At 62.5% G+C, this 17,943-nt stretch carries 18 protein-coding genes and 1 other RNA gene; 13 read left to right on the top strand and 6 right to left on the bottom strand.

Annotation, left to right across the window (positions count from 1 at the left end):
- Nucleotides 1–2: 2 nt before the first annotated feature.
- Complete coding sequence (locus CCD76_RS02250) at nt 3–1,298, bottom strand: Do family serine endopeptidase (RefSeq protein ID WP_087717927.1); 1,296 nt, start codon at nt 1,296–1,298, stop codon at nt 3–5.
- Between the two features lie 283 nt (nt 1,299–1,581).
- Here CCD76_RS02250 and CCD76_RS02245 point away from each other — a divergent pair, with 283 nt between their 5' ends.
- Nucleotides 1,582–2,340 (top strand): Nif3-like dinuclear metal center hexameric protein, encoded by a 759-nt coding sequence (locus tag CCD76_RS02245; RefSeq protein WP_087717926.1) that lies wholly within the window; start codon nt 1,582–1,584, stop codon nt 2,338–2,340.
- Nucleotides 2,341–2,427: 87 nt separating this feature from the next.
- Here the strand turns inward: CCD76_RS02245 and CCD76_RS02240 are convergent, their stop codons facing one another.
- A complete protein-coding gene (locus CCD76_RS02240) occupies nt 2,428–2,880 on the bottom strand; it encodes a YhcB family protein (protein ID WP_087717925.1) in 453 nt (150 codons plus the stop codon).
- Nucleotides 2,881–3,067: 187 nt separating this feature from the next.
- Here CCD76_RS02240 and zapE point away from each other — a divergent pair, with 187 nt between their 5' ends.
- The 5 genes from zapE to CCD76_RS02215 all read left to right on the top strand — a co-directional run bounded on the left by zapE (nt 3,068) and on the right by CCD76_RS02215 (nt 6,770).
- Complete coding sequence (zapE, locus tag CCD76_RS02235; RefSeq protein WP_087717924.1) at nt 3,068–4,249, top strand: cell division protein ZapE; 1,182 nt, start codon at nt 3,068–3,070, stop codon at nt 4,247–4,249.
- A 353-nt stretch (nt 4,250–4,602) separates the two neighbouring features.
- Nucleotides 4,603–5,031 carry a 50S ribosomal protein L13 gene (gene rplM, locus CCD76_RS02230; RefSeq protein WP_087717923.1) on the top strand — a complete coding sequence of 143 codons (429 nt, stop codon included), beginning with the start codon at nt 4,603–4,605 and terminating at the stop codon, nt 5,029–5,031.
- A gap of 11 nt (nt 5,032–5,042) precedes the next feature.
- On the top strand, nt 5,043–5,432 hold the full coding sequence (rpsI, locus tag CCD76_RS02225; protein WP_087717922.1) for a 30S ribosomal protein S9: 390 nt from the start codon (nt 5,043–5,045) through the stop codon (nt 5,430–5,432).
- Nucleotides 5,433–5,609: 177 nt separating this feature from the next.
- Nucleotides 5,610–6,236: a stringent starvation protein SspA gene (sspA, locus tag CCD76_RS02220; protein WP_087717921.1), complete on the top strand. Its 627-nt coding sequence runs from the start codon at nt 5,610–5,612 to the stop codon at nt 6,234–6,236.
- Nucleotides 6,237–6,272: 36 nt separating this feature from the next.
- Nucleotides 6,273–6,770, top strand: coding sequence for a ClpXP protease specificity-enhancing factor (locus CCD76_RS02215; protein ID WP_087717920.1), 498 nt, complete (start codon nt 6,273–6,275; stop codon nt 6,768–6,770).
- Nucleotides 6,771–6,892: 122 nt separating this feature from the next.
- On the opposite strand, the gene CCD76_RS02210 is transcribed toward CCD76_RS02215, so the two are convergent.
- From CCD76_RS02210 to CCD76_RS02195, 4 genes are read right to left on the bottom strand one after another with little or no spacing between them, the layout of a single operon-like run.
- On the bottom strand, nt 6,893–7,447 hold the full coding sequence (locus CCD76_RS02210; RefSeq protein ID WP_087717919.1) for a BON domain-containing protein: 555 nt from the start codon (nt 7,445–7,447) through the stop codon (nt 6,893–6,895).
- Between the two features lie 5 nt (nt 7,448–7,452).
- On the bottom strand, nt 7,453–8,046 hold the full coding sequence (locus tag CCD76_RS02205) for a phosphoheptose isomerase (protein ID WP_071232878.1): 594 nt from the start codon (nt 8,044–8,046) through the stop codon (nt 7,453–7,455).
- Between the two features lie 22 nt (nt 8,047–8,068).
- Nucleotides 8,069–8,473 carry a YraN family protein gene (locus tag CCD76_RS02200; protein WP_087717918.1) on the bottom strand — a complete coding sequence of 135 codons (405 nt, stop codon included), beginning with the start codon at nt 8,471–8,473 and terminating at the stop codon, nt 8,069–8,071.
- The gene (locus tag CCD76_RS02195) at nt 8,457–10,337 is read right to left on the bottom strand and encodes a penicillin-binding protein activator (RefSeq protein ID WP_087717917.1); all 1,881 of its coding nucleotides are present in this window, start codon (nt 10,335–10,337) and stop codon (nt 8,457–8,459) included. Before CCD76_RS02195 ends, CCD76_RS02200 begins: the two co-directional genes overlap by 17 nt.
- A gap of 240 nt (nt 10,338–10,577) precedes the next feature.
- Between CCD76_RS02195 and rsmI the strand changes: the two genes are divergently transcribed.
- From rsmI to CCD76_RS02160, 7 genes are all read left to right on the top strand, one after another.
- The gene (gene rsmI / locus CCD76_RS02190; protein WP_087717916.1) at nt 10,578–11,432 is read left to right on the top strand and encodes a 16S rRNA (cytidine(1402)-2'-O)-methyltransferase; all 855 of its coding nucleotides are present in this window, start codon (nt 10,578–10,580) and stop codon (nt 11,430–11,432) included.
- Nucleotides 11,433–11,596: 164 nt separating this feature from the next.
- Nucleotides 11,597–11,947: RNase P RNA component class A (gene rnpB / locus CCD76_RS02185), an RNA gene on the top strand.
- 36 nt (nt 11,948–11,983) lie between these two features.
- Nucleotides 11,984–12,985, top strand: a complete 1,002-nt coding sequence (gene rsmH, locus CCD76_RS02180) for a 16S rRNA (cytosine(1402)-N(4))-methyltransferase RsmH (RefSeq protein WP_087718109.1) — start codon at nt 11,984–11,986, stop codon at nt 12,983–12,985.
- A gap of 8 nt (nt 12,986–12,993) precedes the next feature.
- Nucleotides 12,994–13,326 carry a cell division protein FtsL gene (gene ftsL / locus CCD76_RS02175; RefSeq protein WP_087717915.1) on the top strand — a complete coding sequence of 111 codons (333 nt, stop codon included), beginning with the start codon at nt 12,994–12,996 and terminating at the stop codon, nt 13,324–13,326.
- Entirely contained in the window at nt 13,323–15,053 is a 1,731-nt protein-coding gene (locus CCD76_RS02170) for a peptidoglycan D,D-transpeptidase FtsI family protein (RefSeq protein ID WP_087717914.1), read from the top strand. Before ftsL ends, CCD76_RS02170 begins: the two co-directional genes overlap by 4 nt.
- A complete protein-coding gene (locus CCD76_RS02165; RefSeq protein WP_087717913.1) occupies nt 15,050–16,582 on the top strand; it encodes a UDP-N-acetylmuramoyl-L-alanyl-D-glutamate--2,6-diaminopimelate ligase in 1,533 nt (510 codons plus the stop codon). The genes CCD76_RS02170 and CCD76_RS02165 overlap by 4 nt, the downstream gene beginning before the upstream one ends.
- Complete coding sequence (locus CCD76_RS02160) at nt 16,579–17,934, top strand: UDP-N-acetylmuramoyl-tripeptide--D-alanyl-D-alanine ligase (protein WP_179208817.1); 1,356 nt, start codon at nt 16,579–16,581, stop codon at nt 17,932–17,934. The genes CCD76_RS02165 and CCD76_RS02160 overlap by 4 nt, the downstream gene beginning before the upstream one ends.
- Nucleotides 17,935–17,943: the final 9 nt, after the last annotated feature.

Here is a 17,943-nt window from a genome sequence, read left to right as displayed (position 1 = left end):
TGCTATGGAGAGGTGCCTTCCGTGTCGGTGCCTGGGGCAGGGGAGGCTGAATCATCGGCGTCCGCCGGTGCATTGGCTTGACGGGCGGCATCGTGGCCGGGCTCGACAGGTTGCGGGCGCTCGCCGACGGTCAAGGTGATCTCCCGCTTTTCACCGCCCCGGACGATGGTCAGCGGGAGCTGGGCGCCGGGCGGAATTTCGGCAATGTCGACCTGGGTTTCCCGCGGGTCGAGGATCGGCTTGCCATCGATCGCCAGCAGAATATCGCCGGGTCTTAGCCCAGCCTCGTCTCCAGGGCCGCCGGGCACCACATTGGCGATGATGACTCCGCTCAGTGTCTTGAGGCCGAACGAGGCGGCCAGGTCCGGGGTCATCTGCTGGGCGTCGATGCCCAGCCAGCCGCGGATGACACGTCCGTGGGTCACGATGTCGTCGAGGATGCCGCGTGCCAGATTGGCCGGAATCGCGAAGCCGATGCCCTGCGAGCCGCCGGAGCGGGAAAAGATCGCCGTATTGATACCGATCAGAGAGCCGTTGGCATCCACCAGCGCGCCGCCGGAATTGCCCGGGTTGATGGCAGCATCGGTCTGGATGAAATCTTCATAACGGCTCAGGCCGAGGTGATCGCGCCCGGTGGCGCTGATGATGCCCATGGTCACGGTCTGGCCGACGCCAAAAGGATTGCCGATGGCCAGCGTGACGTCACCGATGGCGATGTCTTCAGAGTTGCTCAGTTGAATGACCGGCAGGTTTTCCATGTCGATCTTGAGTACGGCCAGGTCGCTGTCCGGATCGGTCCCGATGACCCGAGCAATGGCTTCGCGCCCGTCTCGCAGCGCGACCTGGATCTGGTCGGCGTCGTTGATGACGTGGTTGTTGGTCAGGATGTAGCCTTCTTCGCTGGCTACCACGCCGGAGCCGAGGCTCGACAGCATGCGCTGGCGCTGCGGCATGTTCTTGCCATAGAACTGGCGGAAGAAGGGGTCTGACATCAATGGGTGTTGGTTGGTGTCGACGACGCGCGACGAGTAGACGTTGACGACCGCGGGGGCGGCGCGATTGACGGCCCTGGCGTAGCTGACCGGGCCTTCGTGACGATCCAGTGCCGGCGCGTCGACGACATCGGGTGGCGGCCGGTCGGCGTTCTGCGAGCCGGTCGTGGTGGCGATGCCAGTTGGCCGGGAGGTCTCGTCGGGTGTGTCTCGTCCCAGCAGTGATGGAAACGCGTAGAGCAAGACGACGGCAAGCAGAATGCCGCAAAGGGCGGGCCACAGATAGGCGGCTAGGTGGCGGCGCATGTGCTGAGTCCTTAGACTGAAAACCCGGGTGGTCTCGTTAAATCCGTATTGCCGCGTCATCGAGTCGGTATGTCATCCTCGTGACTTGATGATGCCGCAAGGCGGTTTATCGAAGCCTCGTCGACTGCGGCAAGCGATCGGATACGCAATCACATCAGGCTCGTCGATCGAGAGGAGACGAGAGAGAAACGACGTCCGTCATGACATCTCGCAACGTGGACGAGGCCATGGCGACAAGTGACATAAGTGTAACATTCACCAAGGCTTTCCGCTGGGAGACAGTATGATTTCGCGGCAGACGCTACAGGCGGCTATCGATACGGAGCTGCGTACCGACGCGTTCAAGGATTACACGGTCAATGGGTTGCAGGTAGAGGGACGGGAGTCGATCGGTCGGGTTCTGACCGGAGTGACGGCCTGCCAGGCGCTGTTGGACGAGGCCGTCGCGTGGGGAGCCGATGCCGTACTGGTGCACCACGGGTATTTCTGGAAGAACGAGCCGGTCAGCGTGACGGGGATGAAGCGCCGCCGTTTCGCCACCTTATTGAGCAACGATCTCAACCTGCTGGCTTATCATCTACCGCTGGATGCACACCTCACGCTGGGCAATAACGCCTGCCTGGGGCGGCGGTTGGGCTTCGAGGTGGAACGCTGTCTCGATGGCGAGCTCGGGCAGGGGCTGCTGTGGATGGGTAAGCCCGACACCGAACTGGATAGCCGGGCGCTTGCGGCTCGCATCGAACAGGCGCTGGGCCGCACGCCTCTATTGATCGAAGGGCATTCCGGTACCATCCGAAACGTGGCCTGGTGTACCGGCGGTGCGCAGGACATGCTGCCACTGGCGGCCGAGGCGGGAGCGGACGTTTTCATTTCCGGCGAGGTTTCCGAACGTACCACGCACATGGCGCGCGAAATGGGTATTACCTACCTTGCGGCGGGGCATCATGCCACCGAAAGAGACGGTATCCAGGCTCTGGGCGAGTGGCTAAAGAGCCGTTTCGACGTCGAGCACCGTTTCGTGGATATCGACAATCCGGCGTGAAGGAAGAAGGCCGGCGTGAAGGGAGAAAAAATAGAAGGGACGACCCGTCGGAAGCCGGATTTCGACTGCCGACGGGAGTGAAAGACATCAATAGCGAGGCGGTTGGGGAGTGTTCTCCTGCTGCTCTGCCGTCTTGCGCTGACGAACGCCATAATCCTCGGCTAGCGTGCCGCCTGTGCCGTCGGCGTAGTCACGCGGTACCTGCGGCGCATCGACGTCTTCGCTTTCGTCCTGAGTGCCGTGCAGCCGGCGTTTCAGTTTTAGGTCATCGACCAGCTTGTCCGCGCCATTGATCAGATGCTGCTCGAGATCATGGCTCTGGCGCTGAATGCTGGAAGCCAGATCGGCTACCTTGGCGAAGTGATCGTTCAAGGCATCCTTGACCTGATTGAGTTCCAGTTCGGTCTCGGCCAAGCGCTGGCGCACTTTCTGGTTGCGGGCCACGTTGGCATTCAGCAGATGATAACAAAGGGCGCCGATACCGATGCCCGCCAGGAAGCAGGCGATTGCCAGAATCCAGTCGATATTGCTTTCGTTCACAATGCGCTCCTCGTCGTCGTGCTGGGCACGACCTTTCTCATAGACCGTTCTCGGGGTCGGTGCGGGGCCATTATATCGACCCGCTCGGCTACCGGGTCAAACCTTCCTTGTCTGATTGCCACTGTCAAGACTTTCGTCGGAGGTTATAATGCCGCCACCTGTTTCGACGTGAGGTCACGATACCGCCATGAGTTCTCCCCAGTCTGCGACGTCAAATCCGAACGCCATGACGCCGATGTCACGCTACCGTGCCGATCTGGAACGTGATGACTTCAGCTACGACGCCGCGCAGGAGAATGCCGTCAAACATCTGCAGCGCCTGTATGACGATCTCCAGCGAAGCCCGGCTCCCAAGCCGTCCGCGGCTGTCTCCGGGGAGTCGAAGCTTTCCAAGGTGGCGGGGCTGTTCGGCAAGCGCAAGGCGTCGGAGCCCCAGGCACCCGAGAAGCCGCAGGTGATGGGGCTCTACTTCTGGGGCGGTGTCGGCCGCGGCAAGACCTACCTGGTCGATGTGTTCTACGAATCGTTGCCGTTCGATCGCAAGATGCGCACGCACTTCAACCGGTTCATGCAGCGCGTGCATCGTGAGCTCGAGGTGCACAAGGGCGAGAAGAACCCGCTGACGCAGATCGCGGCCAAGTTCGCCGGAGAGGCGCGCGTGATCTGTTTCGACGAGTTCTACGTCAAGGACATCACTGATGCGATGATCCTGGGGAATCTCATGGAGGCGCTGTTCGCGCAGGGTGTCGTGCTGGTGGCGACTTCCAACATCGTGCCTGACGATCTCTACAAGGACGGCCTGCAGCGGAGCCGGTTTCTTCCGGCAATCGATCTGCTCAAGCGCCACTGCGAGGTGGTCAATGTCGATTCCGGCGTGGACTATCGCCTGCGGGCACTCGAGCAGGTCGAGATATTCCATTCTCCGCTCGATGCCGATGCCGAAAAGCAGCTGGCGAGGAGCTTCCGTTCAGTGGCCGGTAGCGAGGGGCGGCGCGAGGAGACGCTGACGGTCAACCATCGCGAGCTGAAAGCGCGCCGTCGCCATGAAGGCGTCGTCTGGTTCGATTTCAAGATGCTCTGCGACGGACCGCGCAGCCAGAACGATTACATCGAGCTGTCGCGGGAATTCCATACGGTGCTGGTGTCGGATGTGCCGCGCATGGGCGGGAGTAATGACGATCAGGCGCGACGCTTCATCAGCATGGTCGATGAATTCTACGATCGCGCGGTCAAGCTGCTGCTCTCTGCGGAGACCGAGGTCGAGTCGCTCTACACAGGGGGCAACCTCAGTTTCGAATTCGAGCGTACGCTGTCGCGCCTTCAGGAAATGCAATCCCGTGACTATCTGGCGCTGGCGCACAAGCCCTGAGAGAGTTGTTTACAAAATGCCTGCGCTCGACAATACGGCGTTGAAATCGGTCTCAAAATACTCATTTAGCCCTTGTAAACTCCGCTTTTTCGGCCGATTTCGCCTTGTCTTGTCTTCGCTCGCCGAATTTGTAAACACCCTCTGAAGGCAGGGCATGACGGGGTGGCGCGAGACAGGCTCGTCTACCTCTTTCGCCGCCCAGAGGGCTCGTGTACAATGCGCGCTCTTCGATTCGTTACCGTCTGAACGGGAGCTGTTCTGCAGCCTTCGGTGGGCGAGTAACCCAAGAAAAATAGGGATGGCCGAGAAGCATCCGCTTCGACGCCCAAATACGCTTATTTGGTGAAACACTCATGAAGACGTTCAGTGCCAAGCCGCATACCGTGCAGCGCGATTGGTATGTCGTTGATGCATCGGGCAAGACGCTCGGTCGTCTGGCGACAGAAATCGCTCGCCGCCTGCGTGGCAAACACAAGCCGGAATACACCCCGCACGTCGACACTGGCGATTACATCATCGTCGTCAATGCCGAGAAAGTGCACGTGACCGGTAACAAGGCGCAAGCCAAGAATTACTACCGTCACACCGGGTATCCGGGCGGTCTCCGTACCATGTCGTTCGAGAAGTTGATCGACCATGCGCCGGAGCGAATCATCGAAGGCGCCGTCAAGGGCATGCTGCCCAAAGGCCCGCTGGGTCGTGCCATGCACGCCAAACTCAAGGTGTATGCCGGTACCGAGCATCCGCACGCCGCGCAGCAGCCGCAAGAACTGAACATCTGAGGGTAACCGTCATGGCACAACAGTATTACGGCACCGGGCGTCGCAAGACCTCTACCGCTCGTGTGTTTCTCAAGCCGGGCACCGGCAAGATCACCGTCAACGATCGCGAACTGGGCGAGTTCTTTGGTCGCGTCACGGCACAGATGGTCGTGCGTCAGCCGCTGGAACTGACCGAAACGACCGGCCAGTTCGACGTCTACGTCACGGTCAAGGGCGGCGGTGGTTCCGCTCAGGCCGGCGCGATTCGTCACGGCATCACGCGCGCGCTGATGGAATACAACGAGGAACTGCGTCGTCCGCTGCGTGCGGCTGGCTACGTGACCCGCGATGCTCGTGAAGTCGAGCGTAAGAAAGTGGGTCTGCGCAAAGCTCGTCGTCGTCCGCAGTTCTCCAAGCGCTGATCCTGCAGGATCGCCTCTGCGCTCAACGCCCGACTTATTCAGTCGGGCGTTTTGCTGTTGGTATATGGCTGTTGGTGCGTGGCGGGTGTGCATTCTAGCTCCCCGTGGTCGGCGAGGCGCCCGGCCGGGTTGCCCGTCGTGTTATCATGGTCGTTGAATTAATGCGAGGAAAGTTTCATGGGTGTAGTGGCCAAGCGATCGTCGATGACCTTTTACTCCGGCAGTGAAGATCATTTCAGCCATCGCGTCAGAATCGTGCTGGCGGAAAAGGGCGTGGCTGTCGATATCCTGGACGTCTCGGCCGACGAGCATAACGCTGAGCTGGCGGATCTGAACCCTTACAACAGCGTGCCTACGCTGCTGGATCGTGATCTGGTGCTCTACGAGTCCAAAGTCATGATGGAGTATCTCGATGAGCGTTTCCCGCATCCGCCACTGTTGCCGGTCTACCCGGTAGCGCGTGCGCGGAGTCGTCTGTGGATGCATCGCATCGAGCGTGAATGGTGTCCGCTGGTGGAGCAGATCCAGCAGGGTTCCAAGAAGGATGCCGACAAGGCGCGTAAGGAACTGCGTGAGAGTCTGACCGGGATCTCGCCAATCTTCGAAGACATGCCGTTTTTCATGAGTGAAGAGTTCACCCTGGTGGATTGCTGCATTGCACCGATCCTGTGGCGTCTGCCGGCGCTGGGCGTCGAGTTGCCGGAGAAGCAGGTCGCTCCGTTGATGAGCTACATGGAGCGGGTCTTCGCGCGTGACGCTTTCAAGGTGGCGCTATCCGAATCCGAACGTGAGATGCGTAGCTGAACGGCGCCTGTCGTAAGCTGCCTGAAAGGAGATGACATGCTGACTAGCCGTCCCTATCTGGCAAGAGCTCTTTATGAGTGGTTGCTGGATAACGAGCAAACACCGTATATCGTGGTCGATGCCGGGAAGCCCGACGTCAAGGTGCCGCAACAGTTCGTGCAGAATGGTCAGATCGTGTTGAACATCGCGCCGGCAGCCGTGCGCGACTTGATGATCGACAATGCGGCGGTCACTTTCGGGGCGCGCTTCAGCGGTCAGCCGATGCAGGTCGTCGTGCCGATGGACGCTTTGATCGCTATCTATGCTCGCGAAAATGGTGTGGGTATGGTCTTCGGCCAGGAGCCGGTCATGCCGAACTTCTCTGGTGGAGAGGAGGAAGAGCTGGAGGAGGAGGGACGCCCGACGCTGGAAAGCGTCGAGAACCGCTCGGAAAATACCTCTTCGAAGTTGTCCGAACCTGCCGACGAGAAGAAAAGTGACGAAGCGCCAAACCGGCCCGAAAAGGGCAAGCCGTCGTTGCGTATCGTGAAGTAGGCTGGCGTTTGCATTTGTCGCTGGGCCTGCCTTCATGCCAGTGACAAGTGAGGAATCATAAAAAGCCGCTGCCGAATCAGATTCGGCAGCGGCTTTTTCGTCACGGACCTGCGCCCGGGTGATTAGTTGAGGTATTCGAACACCTTGACGATGCGCTGGACACCGCCCACGCCGGAGGCGGCGCCGGTTGCTTGGCTGGCTTGCTGTTGCGTGACAAGCCCCATCAGATAGACCGTGCCATTCTCGGTAATGACGCGAATCAAATTGGCGTCTAGGTCCTCGTTGGCGACCAGATTGGCCTTGATGCGCCCGGTGATCCAGGTGTCGGTCATGCGCTGGCTGACCGGCGTATTGGCCGATACCATCAGCTCGTTATGAACCTGGCGAACGCTGCGCACGTTTCGGGCGATTTCCGTGGCGCGCTGCTTGAGCTCGTCGCTGGGCACCTGGCCGGTCAACAGGACATTGCTGTTGTAGCTGTCAACGTTGACATGGGCGTCGCCGTAACGAGCGTCCGCGGCGTTGAGAGCGTCGAAAATCTTGCTCTGGATACTGCTGTCTTCGACCTTGGCGCCGGGCGTGCGCTCGGCGTAGTTCTCTTCCTGGCTTCCGGTGGCGCATCCGCCAAGGGCCAGCAGGCCGATCAGACAGGAGGAAACGATCAGTGTCTTCTTCATGGGTCTCACTCGTTGCTGCCAAATAGCTGTTGGTCGATCAGATCACACAAGCAGTGAATGACCAGGAGATGAACTTCCTGGATTCGTGCGGTGGAGGTTGCCGGGACGCGGATTTCGCAATCTTCCTGACCCAATAGCGAGGCCATGTCTCCGCCGTCGCGTCCTGTCAGGGCAACGACGCTCATTTCCCGATCATGCGCGGCCTGGATGGCCTGGACCACGTTGGCTGAATTGCCGCTGGTCGAGATCGCCAGCAGGATGTCGCCTGGCTGGCCCAGGGCCCGGATCTGCTTCGAGAAAACATCATTGTAGCTGTAATCGTTGGCGATCGAGGTCAGGGTCGAGGTGTCGGTCGTCAAGGCCAGCGCCGGCAGGCTCGGCCGCTCGCGCTCGAAGCGATTGAGCAGCTCGGAGGAAAAGTGCTGGCTATCACCGGCGCTCCCCCCATTTCCGCAGGCCAGGATCTTGCCTTCGCTGACCAGGCACTGGACCATCATCTGGCTGGCGACTTCGATGAAAGGTGGCAAGACTTCGCTGGCGTAGGTCTTGGTATCGATACTGGCGTTGAACAGGTCGAGTATGCGTGTTTGAAAATCCATGGGCTGCCTATTAGGGCCTGGGTCAATATGCGTCGAAGGCTGCACGAATCCAGTCGAATTCGAGCAGGGGAGGGCTTCCGGTCACGCCCACGACGTCGAAGCGGCAGGGGCATGATAGCTGTTGCGCATGAAGATAAAAACGCGCGGCCTTGATGATGCGTCGCTGCTTGGCTGGCGTGATCGTTTCGAGCGGATTGCCGTAGTCGCTGCGTTGGCGGTGACGCACCTCGACGAACACGAGATCCTCGCCGTCGCGCATCACCAGATCGATCTCGCCGCCCTTGGCGTGCTGATTACTGGCAACCAGCGTCAAACCCTGTGTCGCGAGCCAGCGGGCAGCAGCCTGCTCGACCTGCTGCCCGAGTTGGCGCCGACTAGTGGGCGCTGCCTGGTTGGCTGGCTTCGGTCGATCAGTTGGCGTTGACATCGTCGGTATCGAGTGCGAATCCGTTGAGATCGCTGTTGGCCGAGTTTCGTGATTCTTCCTGCGATGTGCTGCCGGCGGCGCCGTCAGGATTCGAGGGCGAGTGAGTCGGCGTGGCTGCCGGTGCCATCAGTAACGGTTGTGGCGTGCCGGACTGGAACAGCGCCCAGGGTAGGGTGCGCTGGATGCGGCCATCGTCGCGCGCCTGTAACGTCCCGGTGGCGCCGAAGATCTGCGTGTTCGGCAATGCCTGGATCAGCGGCAGGCGGCGGGCGAGCTCGTAGGCATCGACGCCCATGGCGTTGAGCTTGAGCAAGCCGGGGTCGCTGTCTTCCTGCGATAGTCGGCGGAAGGTGGAAACGAAAGGCAGGGCGTCGACACCGCCGACGGCCGCATCCGGAATCATCCATGGAATGTCGAGGAACTGTACGCCGTTCAGGTCATGATCGGCGCGAGGCTGTGGCGTGCCCTCGTAGAGGTGAGAGGTGGCGTAGACAGGCAGATCGCCGGCGTAATAGAACTCCAGAGTTGGTGGTACCTGGCGGGCGTAGCTGGGCAGTGCGAGCAGGAACAGCATGTCCATGCTCGAAGGGTCGCTGTCGAGCAGATTGCGTACCGCCGTGGCCACGGATCCCGACGGATCGTAACTGACCACCGAATCGACGTTGCCGCCCTCGGCCTCCCACGCGTTGTGGAACGCCGCCAGAATACGTGAGCCCCACTCGTTATCCGGCACCATGATGCCGGCCCGGCGATGACCGTCGAGATACGCGCGATGGGCGACCTGGCGTGCCTCGTCTTCTGCCGACAGACCGTACTGGAACAGGTTGGTTGCCTGATTGTGTGCATGCTGCCCATAGTTCAGCGCGAGCGTGGGCAGAGGCACGCTGCCGCGGGTTTCCAGTTCGCTGACCTTGTCCTTGTCGAGCGGGCCGATCACCGCCTGGGCGCCGTTCATCGTCGCCTGGGCGTAGAGGGCGTCGAGATTTTGCTGGCTGGAATCGATGAAGGTCAGTCGAGGGATGCGTTCCCCCTGGCTTTCGGCGTCGCTGGCGCGGGCTTCGAGACCCTGGCGGATAGCCGAGGCAATGTTGGCCAGCGGGCCGCTGTCGGGCAGGAGTACGGCGATCTGGTCGACCTCATTGCCTTCGAGCTGACGTAGCGTCGACAGGTCTTGCGGGAGTCGTCGATTGGCCGGGTGGTTCGGATAGCGGCTACGCCACTGATCCAGGCGATCGAACAGGTTGGAGATATCACCGCCGCTGGTACGGTAAAGGCGGGCGAGATCCACCCAGCCCTGCGTGACCGGGTCGCCATCCGTCGCAGCCAGGGCATTCAGCGCGGTGGGACTGAGGCTCGACAGCGGCTTCCAGATATCGTCGTTCAGCTCGTAAGGGGCATTGTCGCGCTGCAGGCCGATCAGCAGGCGGGCAGCCGCCTCCGGTTCACCGATCATGTTCAGGGCAAGGCCGCGGCGATAGCGCAATGTCTGTCGATCGCCGGTCGAGAGCTCGGTCGTGCTATCGAGAATGTCGGTGGCGCGAATCACGCTCTGACCATCTTCCTCGGCTAGCGCGCTGTCGGATAGCACCATGGCCCAGCGGATTCGTTGGGTGCCGTCGAGCTGGGTGCTGTCGATCTGGCTAGCGACCTGGAGTGCCTGCGCCGTGTCGCCCTGGCGTGCTAGGATATCCGCCGCCTCGAGGCGGGAAGTGGCAGCCTGTTGGCCGCTCTGGGTATTGGCCTGCTGGAGTAACTCCTGGGCGCTCGGGCCACTGATGCCCTGCATCATGCTCTGGCCCGCACAGCCTGCCAGTGTCAGAGTTGCCACCAATGGCAGGAGGAGTCGCCGCAGCGCGTTGCACATAGTGTCTTTCCCTTTACTTGTTGAGAGGTCTTGCGCCCGGGACACGAATCGCCGATGAAACCGCCGCGATAAATCGTAGCCCGAAGCATTGACCCTTACCCGTTCCGCTAGAAGGCGTCTGTCGATCGATGGCCTGTGGTCGTCCATCGCGGCCTTGCGGAGGCTTCCTTGCCGAACTGAACATCGAGTCTGCCAGTGGTGGTCGTCGATGTGAATGCATGTCAATCCGGATGGTACCGAATGAGCGAGACAAAGGAAGGCGTATTGTACGTGGTCGCTACGCCGATTGGGAATCTTGAGGACCTGAGTGCCCGGGCGGGTCGGGTTCTCTCGGAGGTCGATGCGATCGCTGCCGAGGACACGCGGCATACGCAGCGTCTGCTTCGGCACCTGGGTATCGAGCGGCCGCTGATTTCATTGCACGAACACAATGAAACGGCGCGCGTCGAGCAGCTGCGCCGACGGTTGGCCGATGGCGCGCAGCTGGCGCTGGTCAGCGATGCCGGTACGCCATTGATCTCCGACCCTGGCTTCGTCCTGGTGCGAGAGCTGCGTCGAGCCGGGTGTCGCGTGGTGCCGATCCCGGGGCCTTGCGCACTGATCGCGGCGCTGAGCGCTGCCGGGTTGCCGACGGATCGCTTCACTTTCGAAGGGTTCCTGCCGGCCAAGTCCGGCGCGCGCCGGAAGCAGCTGGAGGCCGGCGCATCGCGGGAAGAAACGCGGGTGTTCTACGAGTCGCCTCACCGGATTCGCGATCTGCTGGCGGATCTGGCCGCCGTGGTCGGCGAGCGCCAGGTGGTGCTCGCACGGGAGCTGACCAAGACCTTCGAGACTCTGCTCGACGGTTCCGCGGCCGAACTGCTGAGCATCATGGACGAAGATCCCGATCAGGCGAGGGGGGAGTTCGTGGTCATGCTGGCCGGTGCGCCGCGCCGGGAAGAAGCCGCCGACGACGCCGAGGGCGAAGCGCTGCTCCGGGCGATGCTGGCCGAGGGCGTGGCGGTCAAGAGCGCGGCGGCGGTCGTCGTGCGCCTGTTGGGCGGGCGTCGCAAGCACTGGTATCAGATGGCGCTGACTCAGAAGCCCGGCGCCTAGATCGACGGTCGATCTGCCACGTTTCCACAGATGAGTTTCGGGCTGCCGCGGGTCTGAAACTGTCGGCATTACGCGACGTTTTCGTGCCGATGACAACGGCTTTTGCTCAACGCGGCAATGCTGTCTTGAGAGGGTCACGGGGGGCTGCTATTCTTGCGCGCTTGGGAGTCGGCCAGACAGTCGCCGCCGGCATTGCCGGGGGAGGAAAGTCCGGGCTCCATAGGGCAAGGTGCCAGGTAACGCCTGGGCGGCGCAAGCCGACGGCTAGTGCAGCAGAGAGTAGACCGCCTAAGCAGCGATTCGCTGCCGGTAAGGGTGAAAGGGTGCGGTAAGAGCGCACCGCGCGCCTGGTAACAGTGCGTGGCACGGTAAACCCCACCTGGAGCAAGACCAAATAGGGATCCTTTGGCGCGGCCCGCGCTGGATCCGGGTAGGTTGCTTGAGAAACGTGGCGACGCGTTTCCTAGATGAATGACTGTCTTAGACAGAACCCGGCTTATCGGCCGGCTCCCTCTTTCTTTCGATTTCCGCCGTTCGACACCGAGATCTTCATGCAGCACCGCGACAACGCTCCAGAAGCACCCCAAGGCGGTGCGGCGAATCGCGCCGATTTTCGCCATACCAGCGTGCTGCTCGACGGAGCCGTGGAGGCGTTGGTGCAGTCCCCCTCCGGTGTCTATCTCGATGGCACCTTTGGCCGTGGTGGTCACTCTCGAGCGATTCTCTCCCGTCTCGACGAGGATGGGCGCCTGATCGCGATCGACCGCGATCCTGCCGCGCTGGCAGTTGCCGCCGAGATCGACGACTCGCGACTGACGGTATGCCGTGGCGTATTTGGCGAACTGGACCGCCATGCCGAGGCGTGCGGTGTCCATGGCCGTTTGAACGGCATTCTTCTTGATGTCGGTGTTTCTTCCCCGCAGTTGGACGACCCCGAACGCGGATTCAGCTTTCTGCGGGATGGTCCGCTGGACATGCGCATGGATCCGACCTCGGGCATTGGCGCTGCCGAATGGGTCGCGCGCACCGACGACCAGGAAATGGCGCGGATCTTCAAGACCTACGGAGAAGAGCGTTTCGCCAAGCGAATCGCGCGGGCCATCGTCGCGGCCCGTCGTGAGGCTCCGATCGAACGGACCCATCAACTCGCCGAGGTCGTCAAGGCGGCGCATCCCGCCTGGGAAAAGGGTAAGCACCCCGCCACGCGGGTCTTCCAGGCCATTCGTATCCATCTCAATGACGAGCTGGGCCAGCTGGAACGTGCCCTGTCGGTCGCTCTGGATGCGCTGGAGCCGGGAGGACGCCTGGTAGTGATCAGTTTTCACTCGCTGGAAGACCGACTGGCCAAGCGTTTCATTCGCGATCAGTCTCGCGGGGATACGCATTTGCCTCGTGGCATGCCCATTCGCGAGGATCAACTCAACAAGCGGCTCAAACCGGTAGGCAAGGCAATGCGTGCCAGTGAGAGCGAGGTCGATGCGAACCCGCGCGCGCGCAGCGCAGTCATGCGCATCGCCGAGAAGCTGGGACCTGCCGTCGAGAAGTTGAGATAAGGAGCAACATGGCCGTTCAAGGACGACGACGCAGCCTGTTGGAGACCGGTGACTGGCCGTTCGCCCGGCGTCCGGGGTTCCGCGCCACACTGCTCGGCATCGTGACCATCGCCGTGCTGGTGACGGCGCTGGCCATCATCAGCACGTCTCACTTGACCCGGGTACAGTATGCACGGTTGCAGAAGCTGGAGAATCAGCGGGATTCCCTGCAGACGGAGTGGGGGCGCCTGCTGCTCGAGGAGAGTACCTGGTCGTCGCCGGCACGGATCGAGTCGTTGGCCAGCAAGCGTCTGAACATGCGCGTACCGAGCGTCGATGAAGTCAAGGTGATCCATCCATGAGTGCGGCGAGACGCGCTGCCACGGACAGGAGACGCCGGCCGAATGCACCACTGGGGGCGGGACGCTACTGGTTCATGTTGTTCATCATCCTGGTGGCGCTATCCGCCCTCGTGGGACGGGTTGTCTATCTTCAGGTGATCGACCGCAGTTTCCTCCAGAATCAGGGTGACGCCCGCACGCTGCGTGTCGAGTCCATTGGCGCTCATCGCGGAATGATCAGCGATCGCAACGGCGATCCCCTGGCGATCTCGACGCCGGTAATCACGTTGTGGGCCAATCCGCAGGAACTTCCCCAGGATCCCATCCAGCAGACGTTGCTGGCAAAGGCGCTGAAGGTCGACCCTCAGCAACTGGAAGCACGCATAGCGCGTTACTCGGATCACGAATTCATGTATCTGCGGCGTCAGCTCACGCCAGCCGCGGCCAAGCCGGTGCTCGATCTGCAGATGCCCGGCGTCTACGCCCGCGATGAATACAAGCGCTACTATCCGGCGGGGGAAGTGGCGGCGCAGCTCGTCGGCGTGACCAATGTCGACGATAAGGGGCAGGAAGGGCTCGAGCTCGCCTACAACCGCTATCTCACCGGCCAGCCCGGCAAACGGCGTGTGCTCAAGGATCGAAAAGGGCGGCTGGTTCGGGACCTGCACTTGATCGAGGAAGCCAAGCCGGGCGGCGATCTGACGTTGTCGATCGATCTGCGTCTGCAGTACATGGCGTACCGCGAACTGGCAGCGGGAATTCGCAAGAACGATGCCGACGGCGGTTCGCTGGTGATGCTGGATGCGCGGACCGGCGAGGTGCTGGCGATGGCGAATTTGCCATCCTACAACCCCAACAACCGTAGCGACGTCGACGTGCGCGGGTTACGCAACCAGGCGATTACCGACGCCATCGAGCCCGGTTCGGTGATGAAGCCGCTGGCCATGTCGGCGGCCCTGGCGTCCGACCAGTTCTCGCCGGAGAGCATCATCGACACCTCGCCGGGCTGGATGGTCGTGGATGGCTATACCATTCGGGACTTCCGCAACTACGGCAAGCTGACGCCGGGAGGCATCCTGCTTCACTCATCGAATATCGGCATGTCGCATATCGCGTTGTCGCTGCCCCAGGATGCCATCTGGAATCGCTATCGCGAACTGGGCCTAGGGCAGTCGCCCGGGACCGGCTTCCCCGGTGAAAACAGCGGCAGCCTGCCCTCCATGATCAACCTTCCACGCAGCGCCCAGGCGGCCATGGCTTACGGTTACGGCGTCGCCGTGACGCCGTTGCAACTGGCGAGCGCCTATACGGCCATCGCCAACGATGGCAAGCGCCTGTCTCCGTCGCTGCTCAAGCTCAATGGCGAGCCGGATAGCGAGCAGGTCATGCCGCCGCGTATCGCCCATGAATTGCTGGCGATGTTGGAAAAGATCGTCCAGCCCAACGCTGGTGGGCATCTGGCGATGGTGCCGGGCTACCAGATCGCGGGCAAGACCGGCACGGTACGCAAGGTGACCAGCACGGGCTATCAGGAAGTCGAATATCGCGGGTTGTTCGCCGGTATTGCCCCGGCTTCCAATCCGCGTATCGTCACGGTGGTGATGATCGACAACCCCAAGAAGGGGGATTACTACGGTGGCCTGGTCGCCGCCCCCGTGTTCAGTCGCGTCGTCGGTAGTGCCCTGCGCCTGCTGGACGTGCCTCCCGATGCGCCGCCCAAGGCGGCGGAACAGGAGTCCTCGCCATGAAGATCGATACCGCAAGACTGGCCGACGCGCTGACCTCGCTATGGCCGGAGATCGCTCGCCCCGAGCGGTCGGCGTCCTGGCTTCCTGCCGCTGCCGATTCGACCCTGTGCCTCGACAGCCGGCAACTGCAGGAGGGCGATCTGTTCCTGGCGGTGCCGGGCGTCAGCGCGGACGGGCGACAATTCATCGCCGATGCGCTCGGGGCCGGTGCCGCGGGCGTGTTGTGCGAGGCCGACGGGCTCGATCCGCAATGGCAGGGTGACGAACGAATCCTCGCGCTGCCGGGTTTGAGACGGCAGTTGGCTGCGCTGGGCCGTCGATTGTTCGACGTGCCGGCATCGTTGACGGTGATCGGCGTCACCGGCACCAACGGCAAGAGTTCGGTGACTCACTATATCGCCGCGTTGCTGGAGGCGCTGGGTACGCCGGCCGGCGTCATCGGTACGCTGGGGTATGGCCGGCCCGGTGCTGTGCGTTCCGCGCTGCAGACCACGCCGGGGCCGTTGGCGCTGCAGCAGATGCTCGGCGAACTGGCGAGCGAGGGCGTCGAAGTCGTGGCGATGGAGGTGTCGTCGCATGCCTTGGTGCAGGAGCGGCTGGGCGATACGCGAATCGATACGGCGGTCTTTACCAACCTGAGCCGCGATCATCTCGATTACCACGGCAGCATGGCGGCTTACGCGGCGGCGAAGGCCAGGCTGTTCAAGCGCGACGGGCTGAAGCTGGCGATCGTCAATGGCGACGACCCGCTCGCGCGGCTGATGCTGGCGGGGCTACCGGACGGCGTCCGGGTATTGGCCACCGGCAGCAGCGAGGCGACGACCTTGCGGGTCGTCGATTGCGAGGCGTTGCCCGATGGACTGCGCGCCATCGTCGCGACGCCGGAGAACGAAGGCGTCCTCGAATTGCCGTTGATGGGGCGTTTCAATCTCGACAATGCGCTGTCGGCGATCGCCACGCTCTATGGGCTGGGCTATTCGCTGGACTCGCTATGGCAAGCCGCGTCCCGGCTCCAGCCGGTGCCGGGGCGCATGCAGCGGCTGCCGGGGGCGGCCGATGGCGATGGGCCTGTCGTGGTGGTCGATTACGCTCATACCCCTGATGCCCTGGAGAATGCGCTCTCGGCACTGCGCGCACATCTTCCGAGCCGGAAAGGCGGCCAGCTCTGGTGCGTGTTCGGCTGCGGCGGTGATCGCGACAGCGGCAAGCGCCCGCTAATGGCTGCCGTGGCCGAAACGCTCGCCGATCGAATCGTCGTCACCGACGACAACCCGCGCAGCGAAGATCAGAGCCGCATTCGTGACCAGATCGTGGCCGGCTTGTCGCTTTCGGCAAAAGAGACGGCCTGGTCCGTCGATGGCCGACGGCAGGCGATCGAGCGCGTCATCGAGGCTGCCGGCGCCGACGACATCATATTGATTGCCGGTAAGGGCCACGAGGATTATCAGGAGATCGACGGCGTGCGCCACCCGTTCAGTGACATCGACATCGCGACGGCGCTATGCCGGGCAAAGGGAAAAACCGCATGAGCGAGGGGTTGAGCACCGTTGCTGCGCGGCTCGGTGCGTCTTTCGAAGGGTCGGATACCGCGGTCTCGCGAATCGTCACCGATACGCGAGCGCTCCGCCCCGGCGATCTGCTGGTCGCGCTGCGGGGGGAGCGGTTCGATGCCCATGAATTCCTGGCCCAGGCGCGGGAAAAAGGCGCGGTCGGCGCCGTCGTCGATCATCCGGTAACCGATTCGCTGGCACAGATCGTCGTGCCCGACACACGCCTGGCGCTGGGTCTGCTGGCCCGCGCGCATCGGCTCGACTGGGACGGACAACTGATCGCGGTGACCGGCAACAGTGGCAAGACCTCGGTCAAGGAGATGCTGGCTTCGATACTGAGCCGGCGGGCGCCGACGCTGGCCACGCGGGGCAATCTGAACAATGACATCGGCGCGCCACTCACGTTGCTCGAACTCGCCGCCGAGCATCGCTATGCGGCGATCGAGCTGGGGGCCAACCATCTGGGAGAGATCGCCTGGACGACGGCGCTGGCCAAACCGCAGGTGGCGATCATCACCAACGTCACGGGGGCGCATGTCGGCGAGTTCGGCGGCATGGGACAGATAGCCCAGGCCAAGGGAGAAATCCTGGCGGGTCTCTCCAGCGATGGCTATGCCGTTCTCGATCGGGACGAAGCCTATTTTTCCGTCTGGCGGGCGCTGGCCGGGCGCGCCCGGGTCGTCGACTACGGCATCGATGACGGTGCCAGTGTCACCGCCCGTGATCTGGTCTGCGACTCGGCCGGGCGTTATGCTTTTACGCTTTGCCTGCCGGGCGAGGCATCGGTACGCGTCGGGCTGTCGCTGATGGGGCGTCACAACGTACGCAATGCGCTGGCGGCGGCGGCGGCCACGCATGCGCTGGGTTTCGGCGCGGCGGAAATCGCGACCGGACTCGAAGCCTGCCGCAGCATGGCGGGGCGAATGCAGGTGGTCGGCGGCATTCGCGGCAGTTGCTTGATCGACGATACCTACAATGCCAACCCCGGCGCGATGCGAGCGGCGCTCGAGGCGTTGTCGTCGCTGCCGTCGCCGCGCTGGTGTTTCCTCGGCGCGATGGGGGAACTGGGCGAGGCCAGCGAGCGTCTGCACGCTGAGGTCGGCCGTTCGGCCCGCGACCTCGGACTCGATTTTCTGGGCACGTACGGCGAGCCCGCGCGTGCCGCATCCGCGGCCTTCGGTGACGAAGGTCATCATTTCGATGACTGGGAAGCGCTCGTGCGCTTTGCCCAGGATCAGCTTCCTTCCCGGGCCAGCGTGCTGGTCAAGGGATCGCGCAGCGCCGGCATGGAACGACTCGTCGCCGCACTGCGTGATGATGCCTCAAGGTGAATCCGACTC

This window comes from Salinicola salarius, from assembly GCF_002179555.1.
GTDB classification, from domain to species: Bacteria; Pseudomonadota; Gammaproteobacteria; order Pseudomonadales; family Halomonadaceae; genus Salinicola; species Salinicola salarius_A.
This window is presented reverse-complemented; position numbering and strand designations above follow the sequence as displayed.